The sequence below is a fragment of the Paucibacter sp. M5-1 genome, from assembly GCF_027498415.2.
Lineage (GTDB): Bacteria > Pseudomonadota > Gammaproteobacteria > Burkholderiales > Burkholderiaceae_C > Roseateles_E.
In genome coordinates, this window is record NZ_JAPZLM020000001.1 from 3,844,523 (window position 1) to 3,858,454 (window position 13,932).

The following is a 13,932-nucleotide window of genomic DNA, read 5'->3' on the forward strand; positions in this document are numbered from 1 at the left end:
CATAACTTGAATCAATGTGCCGGCGCTCCGGTCAGTGCGCCCACCACCTCCAGCGCGGTCTTGACCTTGAAGGGCTTGAGCATGATGCGCTGCACCTGCAGCGGCTTGAACAGCGCCAGCAGGCTGGCGTCGACGCTCTCTGCCGTCAGCGCCACCGGCAGGTCGGCCGGGCTGCGCAGCGCGCCGTCGCGCAGGCTTTGCAGCAGGCTCAGCGCGCCCAGGCCGTCGCCGATGTCCATCAGCAGCGCGTCGAAGGTCTGTGATTCGAGCAGGCGCTGCGCCGCCTCGTGGCTGCTGGCCTCATGCACATCGGCGACATCGAGCTCGCGGGCCACCAGGGCCACGGTGCGGCGGAACAGCGAATGGGGATCGACCAGCAGCAGGGTCTTGCGGCGTGCCGGCATGCTCAGGCCCCGTCCATGCCGTGGCCGCGCAACTCGGCCAGCACCAGGTCGCGCAGCGAACCGAGGATGGCCAGCTCGGTGCGGTCGAGCCGGCGCGGCCGCGGGTCCAGCAGACACAGGGTGCCGACCCGAAGACCGGGCTGCAGCTCCAGCGGCGCCCCGGCATAAAAGCGCACATGCGGCGGGCCGGTCACCAGCGGGTTGTCGACGAAGCGCGGGTCCAGCAGCGCGTCCTCGATCATCAGGATGTCGGGCTGCAGGATGGCGTGGCCGCAGAAGGAGGTGCTGCGCGGGGTTTCGCTGGCCTCCAGGCCGGTCTTGGCCTTGAACCACTGGCGGTTCTCGTCGACCAGGCTGATCAGCACGGTGGCGACCTCGAACTCCTCGCGCGCGAACTGGGCGATGCGGTCGAAGCGCTGCTCCGGCGGCGTGTCCAGGATCAGCAGCTCGCGCAGCGCCTGCAGGCGCTCGGCGTCGTTGGCGGGGATGGGGGCGGCTTGCATGGGCCGACTGTATCGAATTCAAAAGCAAGCAGCGGGATGCCGGCTCGGGCGAGCCCGCCTAGATTTCGGTCATCATGCAACGGAGATCGATGATGAATATGAGCAGCAAGACCGAAACCCGGGCCCTGGCCGCGCTGGACGACCCGCGCTGGGCCGCGCTGCGCGCGCGCGATGCGGCGGCGGACGGGCAGTTCTTCTACTCGGTCCGGACCACCGGCGTCTATTGCAAGCCCTCCTGCGCGGCGCGGCCGGCGCGGCCCGAGAACATCGCCTTTCATGCCACGGCGGCCGAGGCCGAGGCCGCCGGTTTTCGCCCCTGCCGGCGCTGCAAGCCCGATCAGCCGCCGCTGGCCCAGCGCCAGGCCGCGCTGGTGGCCGAGCTGTGTCGCTTCATCGAGCAGGCGCCGAACCCGCCCAGCCTGGACGCGCTGGCCGAGCGTGCCGGTCTGAGCCCGCACCATCTGCACCGCCTGTTCAAGGCCCAGACGGGCCTGACGCCCAAGGCCTACGCCGATGCCCACAAGGCCAGGCGGCTGCGCGAGCTGCTGCAGGAATACGGCAGCGTGACCGACGCGCTCTACGGCGCCGGCTATGGCGCCAGCAGCCGCTTCTATGCCCAGGCCGACGCGCTGCTGGGCATGGCGCCGCGGCGCTACCGCGACGGCGGCGCGGCGGCCGAGATCCGCTTTGCGCTGGGCCAGTGTGCGCTGGGCGCGATCCTGGTGGCGCAGAGCGAGCGCGGCCTGTGCGCGATCAGCCTGGGCGACGATGCCGAGGCCTTGCTGCGCGAGCTGCAGGACCGCTTTCCCAAGGCCCGCCTGATCGGCGGTGATGCCGGCTTCGAGCAACTGGTGGCCCGGGTGGTCGGCTTTGTCGAGGCGCCCGGCCTGGGCCTGGACCTGCCGCTGGATGTGCGCGGCACTGCCTTCCAGCAGCGCGTCTGGCAGGCGCTGCGCGAGATCCCGCCGGGCGGCAGTGCCAGCTATAGCGAGATCGCCCAGCGCATCGGTGCGCCGCGCGCGGTGCGTGCGGTGGCCTCGGCCTGCGCGGCCAACACCCTGGCCGTGGCCATCCCCTGCCACCGCGTGCTGCGCCAGGACGGCAGCCCGGGCGGCTATCGCTGGGGCGTAGCGCGCAAGCGTGAGCTGCTGGCCCGCGAGGCCAAGCCATGAGGCCTGCGATCGACTGGGCCGCCGCCGAGCAGGCGCTGGACGAGCGCGGCAATGCGCTGCTGCCGGGTTTCCTCAGCGCCGAGCGCTGCGCCGAGCTGATCGCGCTGTATGAGCGGCCCGAGCTGTTTCGCAGCAAGGTCGTGATGCAGCGCCATGGCTATGGCCAGGGCGAGTACCAGTATTTCGCCTATCCGCTGCCGGAGCCGGTGGCCGCGCTGCGCGCCACGGTCTATCCGAGGCTGGTGACGATCGCCAACCGCTGGCAGCAGGCCCTGGGGCTGGAGACCCGGTTCCCGGCTAGCCATGCCGAGTTCATCGCGCGCTGCCATGCGGCCGGTCAGTGCCGGCCGACACCGCTGCTGCTGCGCTATCGCGAGGGCGACTACAACTGCCTGCACCAGGATCTGTATGGCGAGCAGGTCTTCCCGCTGCAGATCGCGGTGCTGCTGTCGCAGCCGGGCGAAGATTTCGAGGGCGGCGAGTTCGTGCTGACCGAGCAGCGCCCGCGCCTGCAGTCGCGCCCCGAGGTGGTGCCGCTGCAAAAGCGTGGCGATGCGGTGCTGTTCGCCGTCAACCAGCGGCCGGTCAGCGGCACGCGCGGGGTCTACCGGGTCGCGATGCGGCACGGCGTCAGCCGGCTGCGCGCCGGCCGGCGCCATACCCTGGGCCTGATCTTCCACGACGCGACATGAACGCCGAGCTGTTCGCGCCCGAACCCGGCCAGCGGCAAGACCTGGCCCCCGGCGCCTGCCTGCTGCCCGGCTTTGCGCTGGCGCAGGCCGCCGAGCTGCGGGAGATGGTCGAACAGGTGTATGCGGCCGCGCCGCCACGCCGCTGGCTGACGCCCGGCGGGCGGCGCATGGCGGTGGCGATGAGCAATTGCGGGCCGCTGGGCTGGGTCAGCGATGAGCGCGGCTACCGCTATGCCGCGCTGGACCCCGACAGCGGCCGGCCCTGGCCGGCGCTGGATGAGCGGCTGGCCCGGCTGGCCGGCGCGGCGGCGGCTGCGGCCGGCTTTGCCGGCTTCGTGCCCGACGCCTGCCTGGTCAACCGCTACCAGCCCGGCACCGCGCTGTCGCTGCACCAGGACAAGGACGAGCGCGATCTGGGCCAGCCCATCGTCTCGATCTCGCTGGGCCTGCCGGCGGTGTTCCTGTTTGGCGGCCTGCGGCGCGACTATCCCTGCCTGCGGCTGGCGCTGCGCGATGGCGATGTGGTGGTCTGGGGCGGGCCGGCGCGGCTGCGCTATCACGGTGTCGCGGCGCTGAAGCCGGGCCGCCATCCGCTGTGGGGAGAACAACGCATCAATCTGACCTTGCGCAAGGCCGGCTGAGCGCGCCGCAGCCACTATCATCACAGCGGTCCGACGCCCGATGTCCCGGGGGCTGCGGTTCAAGCGCTCAAGGGGAGGGACTCCAGAATGCTGTTGCGTCGCGCGTGCCCTGTGCTGTGGCTGGTGTGTGTGATCCTGCCCGGCCTGTCCGCCGCGGCCGAGCCGACCGTGCTGAAGCTGCTGGCCGACAGTTTTCCGCCGCTGCAGTACGAGTTGCCGGGCGGCGCGCCGGCCGGCTATGTCCATGCTTTTGTGCAGGAGGTGGTGCAGCGCGCCGGCCGCAGCCACGCCCTGAACGCCCAGCCGCTGCAGTTCCTGCCGCTGAAGCGGGCCCTGGCCCAGGCCCAGACCGAGCCGAATGTGCTGGTGCTCAGCGTCGCGCGCACGCCCGAGCGTGCCGAGGCCTACCGCTGGCTGCGCGAGGTCTCGCCCTACCAGCTCTGGCTGTACCGGCTGCGCACGGCGGGCGCGCCGCCGGTGCGCTCGCTGGCCGAGCTGAAGGGGCGCGGCCTGCGCTTCGGCGTGCAGGACCAGTCCAACTTCCAGGAATGGCTGCGCGCCCAGGGGGTGGGCCAGCCGCCGGACAACAGCGTGATCGATCCGGTGCGCACCAATGCGCTGAACCTGCGCAAGGCCCAGCTGCAGCGCATCGACTTCTTCGCCCACCCGGATGTCAGCTTTGCCTACCGGGTCCATGAGGCGGGCCTGCGGCCGGAGGATTTCGAGCCGGTGCTGCAGATCCAGGCGCTCAGCGCGCCGCTGTGGCTGCTGATCAGCAAGAACAGCGAGCCGGCCCTGGTGGCGGCGCTGCAGCAGGCGCTGGACACGCTGATCGCGGCCGGCCGGCTGGAGGCGCTGCGGCGCGACACGCTGGCACAATTCGGCGCCCGTTGATTTAAGTCCTCTGTCCATGCGTCGCCCTGTGACAGCAGCGACAGGACTGTTGAGGTGTTTTTTTGCTCCGCGCCGGCGATATCTACCGTTACCCGATCCAGACCTCGGCCTTCGCCGTCGACCCCTTGCAGCAACATCGCCAGCAGGCCAAGGACGCGCTGGCGCATGACTATCAGCCGCTGGGGGGCGCGCCGCAGCCGATCAAGAGTTCCAGCACACCGGCCTACAGCCGGGGCAGCACGACGCTGTATGCCGACGAGCAGCTGCGCATCAGCGTCGAGTTGGGGCCGCTGCTGTGGTTTCATACCGCGCGCGGCGGCACGATAGGCGGGCTGGTCGATACCTTCGCCTGAGCGCCTGAGGGCGATCAGTCCAGCGCCAGCGCCAGCCGCGGGCTCTCGTTGCCGACCCGGTCTATGGCCGAGATCACCAGACCCAGCAGGCCTGCACGGGGCAGGCTCAGTTCGCTGCCACTGACGACGCGCAAGCGCCAGCCCTGATCCCGGTAGCGCAGCCACAGCGCATGGCGCAGCACCGGCTTGCCAGGGCCGGGCTGGACCGCCAGGCGCAGCGTTTGCTCGTCCAGCCCCACGAGGCTGAGCAGCGGCGCGCTCGGCGCATCCGCCTCCAGCCAGGGGCAGGCCGGCGGCAGCGCCTCCTGTGCATAGGGGCCGGCGGCCAGCGCGTCGGCCAGGCCGCGGCGGTTCTGCTGCAGCGCGATCATGCTGAAGTGGGCATGGCCGCTGCCGGGATAGCGTGTGCGCACCTGCTCGATCTGGCCGAGGATCTCGGCCACCGGCCAGCTGTCGGCCTTGTCAGTGATCTTGCTGGTGAACAGGCCGGGCCAGACATGGCGCTTGTGCGGGTTCTGGCCATGCCAATAGTCCAGCAGTGGTACGAAAGCCTGCGCCTTCTGCGCCATCGGCCAATAGAGCTGAGGTACCAGATAGTCCAGCCAGCCGCGCTCCAGCCAGCGCTCGACATCGGCATAGAGCTTGTCGTACTGGCTGAAGCCGGCAATGCCCTCGGGGCGCAGCGCCGGCTTGCCAAGACCGAAGGGGCTGATGCCGAAACGCACCCAGGGCTTGGTCGCGCGGATCATGCCGTGCAGGCGCGCTATCAGGTCGTCGACGTTCTTGCGCCGCCAGTCATGCCGGGCCAGGCCGCCGCCGCTCTGGAGATAGCGCTGCCAGGACGGCTCGTCCGGGAAGTCCAGTTCCTGCCCGTCGTTGCTGATGGGATAGGGATAGAAATAGTCGTCGATATGGATGCCGTCGACCTCGTAGCGCTGCAACACATCCCGGAACACCGCCAGCGTGTGCTCGGCGGCGGCCGGCTCGCCCGGGTCGATCCAGAGCTGCTCGCCATAGCGCTTGACCCACTGCGGCTGGGTCTGGCTCAGGTGGCTGGCCGCGTGGGCCGACTTCGCGCCGCTCTGGCGCGCGCGGAAGGGGTTGAACCAGGCATGCAGTTCCAGGCCGCGCTGGTGGGCCTGGTCTATCCACAGCGCCAGCGGGTCGTAGCCCGGCGAGCGGCCTTGGACCCCCGTCAGGTATTCGCTCCACGGCTCCAGCGCCGACTCGTACAGCGCATCGGCGCTGGTGCGGATCTGCAGGATCACGGCATTGAGCTTCAGCGCGGCGGCGCGGTCCAGCATGGCGTGCATCTCGGCCTGCTGCTGGGCGGCGCTCAGGCCCGGCTTGCTGGGCCAGTCGATATTCGCCACGGTGGCGACCCAGGCGGCGCGGAACTCGCGCGGCGCGGCCGGCGCCTGGACCAGCAGCTCGGGCGCGGCGCGCAGTCGCGGCCCGGCTGGCAAGAGCGGATTCGAGGAACAGGCGGCCAGCGCGGCGGTGCTGGCGAGGACGGTACGACGAGTGAGCATGTTCAGACTTTCACAAACCATTGCTTGCGCCACATCAGCCAGGCGATGCCGTACATCAGACTCAGGAACAGCAGCGCAAACAGCAAGGAGGCATTGACCGGCGCCAGCCCGAGGGCCTGGATCGGCGCATAGATCAGCGCCTTCAGCGAGCGGCCCTGCCACTGGAAAAAGCCCAGCAGCTTGGCGAGCAGGCCCGAGAGCGCGAACAGGAATAGCGCGTTCATGCCGAAGACGATCAGTGGATGGGCCAGCCGGGCGATGCGTGCGCGCAGCAGCGGCAGCGGCATGGCATCGAGCAGCCAGTAGCACAGGCCGAACATCAGATGGCCCCAGCCGGCCATCGCGAACACATAGGATGGGGTCCACAGGCTTTTGTTGATCGGCATCAGCCAGGCATCGAGCAGCTGGCCCAGCCACAGCCCGGCAAGCCCCGATACCATCAGCCACATCGCCTTCTCGCCCGGTTCGCGCCGGGCCGCCAGCAGATGGCCGGCGAGCACGCCGAAGAGCTGGCTGGCCACGGCCGGCACGGTGGACAGCAGGCCCTCGGGGTCCCAGGTCCGGCTCTGGCGCCACAGGTGGTTTTCTCCGATCAGCAGCCGGTCCAGCCAGGCGCCGACATCCTCGCCCGGCTGCAGCGAGCCGGCGCGCCAGATACCGTCAGGCCCGGGCACCGGCAGCAGCAGCATCACCAGGCTGTAGGCCGCCAGCAGGCCCAGGGCCCAGGCCAGCTGGCCGCGCCAGCCGCACCACAGCACGATGGGCGCGGCCAGCAGGGTGCACAGGCCCAGGCGCTGAAGCACGCCGGGGATGCGCAGCTCGGCGAGATTGAAGCTGGGAATCAGGTTCAGCAGCAGGCCGATGCCGATGATGACGGCTGCACGGCGCGCGGTCTGGGCCAGCAGCGCCGGCTTGTCGGCGCCCTGCTGCGCGCGGCGGCCCAGGCTGATCGTCATCGCAATGCCGCTGATGAAGACGAAGAAGGGGAAGATCCAGTCGGTGAAGGTCCAGCCATGCCAGCTGGCATGGGCCAGCGGGCCGTAGAGATGGCCCCAGTCGCCGGGATTGTTGACCAGCAGCATCGCGGCGATCGTGAAGCCCCGGAACGCATCCAGGGACAGCAGCCGGCCGGCGCTCATTCGTCGACCTTCCTGCCGAAGTCCGCCGGAATATTCACCAGCGCCGCGACCGCGAACGAGGGAATCGTCGCGACCAGCACCCAGATGAAGAAGTTCAGATAGCCGATCTGGTCCTGCAGCCAGCCGCTCCACATGCCCGGCAGCATCATGCCCAGGGCCATGAAGCCGGTGCAGATCGCGTAATGAGCCGTCTTGTGCGGACCGTCGGCCACCAGGATCATGTACATCAGGTAGGCGGTGAAGCCCAGGCCGTAGCCGAACTGCTCGACCGCCAAGGCCGTGCTGATCAGCCAGAGATTGCCCGGCTGCGCCAGCGCCAGCGCCAGGAAGGCGATATTGGGCACATGCATGCTCAGGATCAGCGGCCACAGCGCGCGCTTCAGTCCGATCTTCGAGATCACCCAGCCACCGGCCAGGCCGCCCAGGGTCAGCGCCGTCAGGCCGACCGTGCCGTAGGCGATGCCGACCTCTTTGTTGCTCAGGCCCAGGCCGCCGAGCTCGGGCTTGTCGAGCAGAAAGGGCGTGGCCAGCTTCAGCAGCTGGGCCTCGGGGAAGCGGTAGAACAGCAAAAAGGCCAGGATGACCCAGATGCCGGGCTTGCGGAAGAACTCGGCGAAGACGCGGAAGAACTCGCCGACCCAGTCATGCTGGGGCGCGGCACGCTGGTCGCTGGCCGGGCGCGGCAGCATCAGCGCGTGATAGGCCCCCATCAGCAGGAACAGGCCGCACAGCACGCCGAACACCAGACTCCAGGCGGTCTGCATGCTGCCGGTGCGCTCCTGCAGCTCGCCGGCCAGATAGACCAGGCCGCCCTGGCCGCCGATATTGGCGATGCGGTAGAAGGTCGAGCGCACGCCGACGAAGGCGGCCTGCTGGTGTTGCTTGAGCGCCAGCATGTAGAAGCCGTCGGCGGCAATGTCGTGCGAGGCCGAGGAGAAGGCCATCAGCCAGAACATCGCCAGGGTCAGCTGGAAGAAGCGCTCGGCCGGTATCGTCAAGGCCACCAGGGCCAGCGAGGCGCCCACCGCGAACTGCAGCGCGACGATCCACAGCCGCTTGGTGCCGAACAGCTCGATCAGCGGCGACCACAGCGGCTTGATCACCCAGGGCAGGTAGAGCCAGCTGGTGTAGAGCGCGATCTCGGTGTTGGAGACCTCGAGGTTCTTGTACATGATGACCGACAGGGTCATCACGACGACATAGGGCAGGCCTTGGCCGAAGTACAGCGTCGGGATCCAGGTCCAGGGGCTGCGAAGGGTCGGGTCTTGCGGGTGGCTGTTCATGCGCGGGGCGGGGGCGTGGGGAGCTGGAGGCGTCGCCATTCTCGACTCAATGCCGAGCTCAGCCCGCCAGGGCCTGGCGCACGCTGTCCTGGTGGCGCGCCAGTGCCGCGCGGGCCTCGTCGACGCTGCAGCCGCGGCGCAGCGCCACCACAGCCACCTTGACATGGAAATCGCACTGTTCCAGCACCGCCCGGGCTGCTTTCTCGTCGACCCCGCTGGCCTGCATCGTCAGCGCCACCGCACGCTTGAGCAGCTTGATATTGCTGGCGCGCAGATCCACCATCAGATTGCCGTAGACCTTGTTCAGCCTGACCATCAGCGCGCTGGAGAAGGTGTTGAGCGCCATCTTCTGCGCGCTGCCGGCCTTCAGCCGGGTTGACCCAGAGATCACCTCGGGCCCGGTGTCCAGCAGGATGGCGATCTCCGCCGCCGCCAGCACCGGCGCACCCGCGTTGTTGGCAAAGCCCAGGCTTAGCGCGCCGGCCGCGCGCGCGGCCCGCAGAGCGCCCAGCACATAGGGCGTGCCGCCCGAGGCGGCCAGCGCCAGCAGCACATCGTTCGGGCCCAGGGTCAGGCCCTGCAGATCGCGCTCGCCCTGGGCCTCGTCGTCCTCGGCGCCCTCGACCGCGACAAACATCGCCGACTCGCCGCCGGCGATCAGGGCCAGCGCGCGTTCGCGTGGCCACGAGAAGGTGGGACCCAGCTCGACGCTGTCCAGCACGCCCAGCCGCCCCGAGGTGCCGGCGCCGGCATAGATCAGCCGCCCGCCGGCCTGGATGCGCGGCAGCGCGGCCTCGACCGCCTGCTGCAGCGCCGGCAGTGCGGCGCGCAGCGCGGCGACGGCCTGCAACTGGTCGTCCGCCAGCACCTGCAGCAGCCGGGCGTTGTCATAGAGGTCGAGATCGGAATGGTCGCTGTTGGGGGTTTCAGTCTTGAGCATGGGACTTCTTGGCTGATACAGGAACGCTGGTGGCCGGGTGCCGGGTCAGGCGGCAGGCTCCGGGTCGGCGGCCGTCGGGGGGCGGCGCACTTGCAGTTCGAAGCGGTAGCGGTCGGCGCGATAGAGGCTCTTGGCGAACTCGATGATCTCGCCGCTGTCTCCCAGCGTCAGGCGCTCCACCAGCAGCGAGGGCGAAAAGGCCGGCACTTCGAGCAGATCGGCCTCTTCCTCGGAGAGCACGGTGGCCTGCACCTGCTGCATGGCCGAGCGGACATGGATGTCGAAGCGCTGCGCCAGCAGCTCGTAGAGCGAGTGCCGGGTCAGCTCGGCCGGCTCCAGCGTTTGCAGCTGGCTCGGCACCAGATACGTGGTCTCCAGCGCCATCGGCTCGTCGTTGGCCATGCGCAGGCGTCTGAGTTCCATGACCGACGAGCCTGGAATCAGCTTGAGCCGGCTCGCCAGCTTGGCCCCGGCCGCCACACGCCGGCATGACAGGATCTCACTGGACGGGGTCAGGCCGCGTTCGCGCATCTCCTCGGAGAAGGAGCGCAACTGTGGCTGTTTGAGCACCGGTTGGCCGGATACGAAGGTGCCGGCGCCCTGCTTGCGCTCCAGCACGCCGTCCTGCTCCAGCTCGCGCAGGATGCGTCGGAGGGTCTCACGCGCGACCGCGAAGCGCTCGCTGAGCTCGCGCTCAGGCGGAAGGCGGCCGCCGTTGGCATTGCTTTTGATCATGGCCAGCAATTGCTGCTTGATCTGCTGGCGTTTCTGGGCGCGGTCCATGGAGGGTCTTGATGAGGGGAGAGAAAGCCGTGACGTGAGCGGCCGGTTCCGGACATCGTAGGAGAAAAGGGGCGGGGCGCGAGACCCCGCCAGGATTCCGACGCTTTGGTTGCGACTGATGTCGGACGTCAGAATTTCATGCGCAGGTTCAGGTAGAACTGGCGACCGCTTTCATGCCAGTAGCCGGGGGCGTTCTCGCTGAGGTCGTAGGTGTGGCGGACCGGGTTCAGCAGGTTGTTGCCATCCAGGTGGATGCTCAGGTCCTTGCTGATGCGATAGCCCAGCGAGGCCGACAGCGAGCCGGAGCCCTTGTAGTAGCGCAGGCCGTTGTAGGTCGTGACGACACCGGCCGGCGTGGTCGGCTGGACATTGGTGCCGTTGCCGACAAAGCCGAAGCTGTAGTCGGTGCGGTAGTTCCAGGCCAGGCTGGCGGAGAACTTGTCGTCCTCATAGAAGCCGCGCAGGTTGTAGGTCCACTTCGAGGTGCCCAGCATCTCGACGCCGTCCTTGTCCTCGGAGTCGATATAGGTGGCGTTGACGCCGAAGCCGAAGCCACCCGCGATCGGCATCTCCAGCGCGGCCTCGGCGCCCTGCAGCTTGGCCTTGACGCCGACGCGCGAGGTCACGGTGTAGGTCGTGTTCTTGCCCTGGCTGATGTTGAAATACTCGATCGCCGAGGTGCCGGCCTTGACGTAGTTCTGCAGCCGCTGCGTGAACAGGCCGCCCGACAGCACGGCGCGCGGCGCGAAGTACCAGGACAGGGTGGCGTCCATATTCGTGGACAGCACGGGCTTGAGCTGCGGGTTGCCGCTGGTGCCGGTCAGCAGGGTGTCGTTCAGCGAGACGGCGCCGGCCAGCTCGTTGTAGTTCGGGCGGCCCAGCGAGCGCGAGGCCGAGGCGCGCGCGATCAGGTCGCTGCGCAGGTCCCAGCGCAGGTTCATGCTCGGCAGGATCGTCGAATGCTTGGTGCTGGTCAGGCGCGGCAGATAGGTGCCGAGCTTGGAGCCGACGATGGCGCCGGGGACGGCGCAGGGCTGCAGGGCCACGCATTGCGTCAGCGCCTGGTAGGACAGCGAGTCCACGGTCGTGCTGACATGGCGCAGGCCGGCATTGCCGCTGATCTGCGGGCTCAGCTCGAACTCGCCCATGAAGTACAGCGCGTCGTTCTTCTCGTCGACCGCGTAGCCGCTGGTCAGCGAGCGGTTCAGCACCGGGTCCCAGTTCATGTACTGGGCGCCGAAGGCACGCAGCTGCTCGGCGCTGTAGCGGAACAGGCCCTGCGGCAGCTGGGCCTTGACGCCCGAGGCCCAGTCCGAGGGGTAGGCACCGGCCGGCGCCGGGAAGGTGCCCGGCGGGATGATGTTGTCCACCAGCTGGCCGCCGGTGACGGAGATGAAGGCCACGCCCTGGTCGGTGGCGTTCCAGCGGGCGCCGATGACGTCATAGCTGCGCTTGTGCTTGGCGCTGCGCAGGCCCCACTTCAGGTTGGTGATCAGCGAGCCGCCCACCGCGTACTCGGCGTCCAGGTGCAGGTAGTCCTCCTTGTCCTTGGACACCACCGCGGCGGCGGTGTTGCTCATCATCACGAAGTTCGACACATTGCCCATGTCGATGGGCTGGTTGGCCGAGTTCAGCATCGTCCAGCTGGTGCCCTTGGACGGGTCGATGCTGTAGCTCATATTCGGGTTGACCAGGCCGAAGGTCAGCTGCGGCTGCTGCTTGGTCTCGCCCTGGCCCTTGGTCGTGCCGATGCGGCTGCGCAGCGTCAGCTTGTCGGTGGGCGTGAACTTGAGGTCGAAGTCGTAGAAGGAGCTCAGCGACTCGGCGCCGTCGCGCAGGATTTTGTCGTACTCGAAGCCGATCACGCGCTGGGCGGCCGGCGCATTGGCCGGGCGCTCCAGGCGCGCGCTGCTGATGACGTTGCCGTCGATCTTGGCGTCCTTGATCAGCCAGCCGGCGCCCACCAGCCCGGTCGGCAGCGCGAAGCCGGAGGTGTTGTAGTTGTCCGCCTTGAGCACGCTGCGGAAGCCGCTCAGCGAGGCCTCCAGCTTGTCGCTGGGCTTGAACTGCAGCACGGTCGAGATGCCGGTGCGCTTGCGCACGCCCTCGAACATTGCGTTGTTGATGCTGCCGGGCATGCGTTTGCCGGCCAGCTCGGGGTTGCCGGAGGCGGCCGCCTGGGCGGGCGTGATCACGCCGTAGCTGAAGGTCTCCTCGCCATCGCGGCGCAGATGGCGGTCTTCCTTGTAGGCCTGCAGCAGCACGCCGAAGGTGTTGCTCTCGTTCTTCCAGGAGATCAGGCCGCTGAGCTGCGGGTCGGTCTTGCCGGGCAGGTCCGCGTAGACGGCGCCAACCGCCAGCTCGCCGCTCAGGCGCTGCTTGAAGTCCAGCGGCTTGCGCAGCAGGATGTCCACGCTGCCCGAGATGCCGCCCTCGGTCAGGTCGGCGCGCTGGGTCTTGTAGACGATGGACTGGCCGATCAGCTGCGAGGGCAGCAGGCCGAAGCCCACCGAGCGGCCGCTGCTGCCCTGGTCGCCGACGTGCCAGTCGCCCGAGCTCAGGGCGTGGCCGTTGACCGTCACCAGATTCAGGTTGGGGCTGGTGCCACGGATGGCGACGCGCTCGGCCTCGTCCATCGCCAGCGCGCCGCCGAACTGCACATTCACGCCAGGCAGGCGGGACAGCGCGTCGGCGATGTTCTTGTCGGGCATCTTGCCCACATCCTCGGCCGAGACCACCTCGATGTTGGTGTCGGCATTGCGCTTGGTATCGATCGACTTCTGGATCGAGGCGCGGATGCCGGTCACGACAACCTGTTCGAGCTGCTGGTTCTTGCCGGTTTCGGTATCCGGCAGGGGGGCGGCCTGCTGGGCCAATGCCAGGGCGGGCAGCAAGGCTAGCGACGCGGCGCTGGCGATCTGGGTGAGGGGGAAGCGCTTCATGGTGTTCGGTCTCCTGGATGGCGCGGCGCCTGTATATCTGGACCACTTGCCGCAGTGTTAGTAGACCTTTTTCTGTACCAAATCGCAATCCACCCCATGAAAACCACTAGAAAATATGGTTCATATCCACGAATGCCTGGTGGGCTTGTGTGGATTATTGGCCTCGATGATTTTCATAAGGTCTTATTTTATGGTACCAATTCTTGATGGTTGATCTTCTTGCTCTCTTCTTCCGCCGAGGGGCTCGAGCGGAAAAATCTTGGGTCGGTGGTGTAAGGCCGGGCTCGGCGTTTGCGACAGAGCCAGCGCAAGCGATCTGACTTGCTTTACTGGTCCCCCCGGGATCGAACGGAGATTCATCATGCTGACCAAGACCCAAGGATCTGCCCTCGCCGCCGCCGCCGCACTGTTTGCGATGAACGCGTTCGCTGCCCCGGCGCCCGCCGGCAGCACCGGCCTGGCCGTGGCCGCCAGCGACAAGGTGCACTGCTACGGCGTGCATGAGTGCAAGGGCAATTCCGACTGCAAGACCAGCGAGAACGCCTGCAAGGGCCAGAACGGCTGCAAGGGCCATGGCTTCAAGGGCATGGAGGCCAAGGCCTGCCTGGACAAGGGCGGCGTGATCGCCGATCTCGTGGCCAAGAAGTAAGCGAA

Annotated in this window: 14 protein-coding genes; 6 read left to right on the top strand and 8 right to left on the bottom strand. The window is 68.4% G+C overall.

Annotation, left to right across the window (positions count from 1 at the left end; genetic code table 11):
• Positions 1-11: 11 nt before the first annotated feature.
• Both O5M90_RS18095 and O5M90_RS18100 read right to left on the bottom strand, forming a co-directional pair.
• The gene (locus O5M90_RS18095; RefSeq protein WP_137943790.1) at positions 12-404 is read right to left on the bottom strand and encodes a response regulator; all 393 of its coding nucleotides are present in this window, start codon (positions 402-404) and stop codon (positions 12-14) included.
• A gap of 2 nt (positions 405-406) precedes the next feature.
• On the bottom strand, positions 407-907 hold the full coding sequence (locus tag O5M90_RS18100; RefSeq protein ID WP_137943791.1) for a GAF domain-containing protein: 501 nt from the start codon (positions 905-907) through the stop codon (positions 407-409).
• A 92-nt stretch (positions 908-999) separates the two neighbouring features.
• Here O5M90_RS18100 and ada point away from each other — a divergent pair, with 92 nt between their 5' ends.
• The 5 genes from ada (at position 1,000) to O5M90_RS18125 (ending at position 4,659) form a co-directional block, all read left to right on the top strand.
• A complete protein-coding gene (gene ada / locus O5M90_RS18105; protein ID WP_171018319.1) occupies positions 1,000-2,079 on the top strand; it encodes a bifunctional DNA-binding transcriptional regulator/O6-methylguanine-DNA methyltransferase Ada in 1,080 nt (359 codons plus the stop codon).
• Positions 2,076-2,771 carry a 2OG-Fe(II) oxygenase gene (locus tag O5M90_RS18110; RefSeq protein WP_269839839.1) on the top strand — a complete coding sequence of 232 codons (696 nt, stop codon included), beginning with the start codon at positions 2,076-2,078 and terminating at the stop codon, positions 2,769-2,771. Before ada ends, O5M90_RS18110 begins: the two co-directional genes overlap by 4 nt.
• Positions 2,768-3,412 (top strand): DNA oxidative demethylase AlkB, encoded by a 645-nt coding sequence (gene alkB, locus O5M90_RS18115; protein ID WP_262971963.1) that lies wholly within the window; start codon positions 2,768-2,770, stop codon positions 3,410-3,412. The genes O5M90_RS18110 and alkB overlap by 4 nt, the downstream gene beginning before the upstream one ends.
• An 87-nt stretch (positions 3,413-3,499) precedes the next feature.
• Complete coding sequence (locus tag O5M90_RS18120; RefSeq protein ID WP_137943795.1) at positions 3,500-4,306, top strand: substrate-binding periplasmic protein; 807 nt, start codon at positions 3,500-3,502, stop codon at positions 4,304-4,306.
• Positions 4,307-4,368: 62 nt separating this feature from the next.
• Positions 4,369-4,659, top strand: coding sequence for a hypothetical protein (locus O5M90_RS18125; RefSeq protein ID WP_137943796.1), 291 nt, complete (start codon positions 4,369-4,371; stop codon positions 4,657-4,659).
• Between the two features lie 14 nt (positions 4,660-4,673).
• Here the strand turns inward: O5M90_RS18125 and O5M90_RS18130 are convergent, their stop codons facing one another.
• From O5M90_RS18130 to O5M90_RS18155, 6 genes are all read right to left on the bottom strand, one after another.
• A complete protein-coding gene (locus O5M90_RS18130) occupies positions 4,674-6,191 on the bottom strand; it encodes a glycoside hydrolase family 10 protein (RefSeq protein WP_269839840.1) in 1,518 nt (505 codons plus the stop codon).
• Between the two features lie 2 nt (positions 6,192-6,193).
• A complete protein-coding gene (locus O5M90_RS18135) occupies positions 6,194-7,330 on the bottom strand; it encodes an acyltransferase family protein (RefSeq protein ID WP_269839841.1) in 1,137 nt (378 codons plus the stop codon).
• Complete coding sequence (locus tag O5M90_RS18140) at positions 7,327-8,613, bottom strand: AmpG family muropeptide MFS transporter (protein WP_269839842.1); 1,287 nt, start codon at positions 8,611-8,613, stop codon at positions 7,327-7,329. The genes O5M90_RS18135 and O5M90_RS18140 overlap by 4 nt, the downstream gene beginning before the upstream one ends.
• Before the next feature lie 58 nt (positions 8,614-8,671).
• Positions 8,672-9,553 (bottom strand): N-acetylmuramic acid 6-phosphate etherase, encoded by an 882-nt coding sequence (locus O5M90_RS18145; RefSeq protein WP_269839843.1) that lies wholly within the window; start codon positions 9,551-9,553, stop codon positions 8,672-8,674.
• Positions 9,554-9,598: 45 nt separating this feature from the next.
• Entirely contained in the window at positions 9,599-10,336 is a 738-nt protein-coding gene (locus O5M90_RS18150) for a GntR family transcriptional regulator (protein ID WP_137943801.1), read from the bottom strand.
• 128 nt (positions 10,337-10,464) lie between these two features.
• Positions 10,465-13,278: a TonB-dependent receptor gene (locus O5M90_RS18155; protein ID WP_269839844.1), complete on the bottom strand. Its 2,814-nt coding sequence runs from the start codon at positions 13,276-13,278 to the stop codon at positions 10,465-10,467.
• A 361-nt stretch (positions 13,279-13,639) separates the two neighbouring features.
• On the opposite strand from O5M90_RS18155, the gene bufA2 reads away from it, so the two are divergent.
• Positions 13,640-13,927, top strand: a complete 288-nt coding sequence (gene bufA2, locus O5M90_RS18160) for a BufA2 family periplasmic bufferin-type metallophore (RefSeq protein ID WP_262971955.1) — start codon at positions 13,640-13,642, stop codon at positions 13,925-13,927.
• The last annotated feature ends 5 nt before the right edge of the window (positions 13,928-13,932 follow it).

What these genes read in the sequence shown, in the direction of transcription:
- O5M90_RS18095 (WP_137943790.1), bottom strand. Translation starts at nt 404, where the DNA reads ATGCCGGCACGCCGCAAGACCCTGCTGCTGGTCGATCCCCATTCGCTG.
- O5M90_RS18100 (WP_137943791.1), bottom strand. Translation starts at nt 907, where the DNA reads ATGCAAGCCGCCCCCATCCCCGCCAACGACGCCGAGCGCCTGCAGGCG.
- ada (WP_171018319.1), top strand. Translation starts at nt 1,000, where the DNA reads ATGAATATGAGCAGCAAGACCGAAACCCGGGCCCTGGCCGCGCTGGAC.
- O5M90_RS18110 (WP_269839839.1), top strand. Translation starts at nt 2,076, where the DNA reads ATGAGGCCTGCGATCGACTGGGCCGCCGCCGAGCAGGCGCTGGACGAG.
- alkB (WP_262971963.1), top strand. Translation starts at nt 2,768, where the DNA reads ATGAACGCCGAGCTGTTCGCGCCCGAACCCGGCCAGCGGCAAGACCTG.
- O5M90_RS18120 (WP_137943795.1), top strand. Translation starts at nt 3,500, where the DNA reads ATGCTGTTGCGTCGCGCGTGCCCTGTGCTGTGGCTGGTGTGTGTGATC.
- O5M90_RS18130 (WP_269839840.1), bottom strand. Translation starts at nt 6,191, where the DNA reads ATGCTCACTCGTCGTACCGTCCTCGCCAGCACCGCCGCGCTGGCCGCC.
- O5M90_RS18135 (WP_269839841.1), bottom strand. Translation starts at nt 7,330, where the DNA reads ATGAGCGCCGGCCGGCTGCTGTCCCTGGATGCGTTCCGGGGCTTCACG.
- O5M90_RS18140 (WP_269839842.1), bottom strand. Translation starts at nt 8,613, where the DNA reads ATGAACAGCCACCCGCAAGACCCGACCCTTCGCAGCCCCTGGACCTGG.
- O5M90_RS18145 (WP_269839843.1), bottom strand. Translation starts at nt 9,553, where the DNA reads ATGCTCAAGACTGAAACCCCCAACAGCGACCATTCCGATCTCGACCTC.
- O5M90_RS18150 (WP_137943801.1), bottom strand. Translation starts at nt 10,336, where the DNA reads ATGGACCGCGCCCAGAAACGCCAGCAGATCAAGCAGCAATTGCTGGCC.
- O5M90_RS18155 (WP_269839844.1), bottom strand. Translation starts at nt 13,278, where the DNA reads ATGAAGCGCTTCCCCCTCACCCAGATCGCCAGCGCCGCGTCGCTAGCC.
- bufA2 (WP_262971955.1), top strand. Translation starts at nt 13,640, where the DNA reads ATGCTGACCAAGACCCAAGGATCTGCCCTCGCCGCCGCCGCCGCACTG.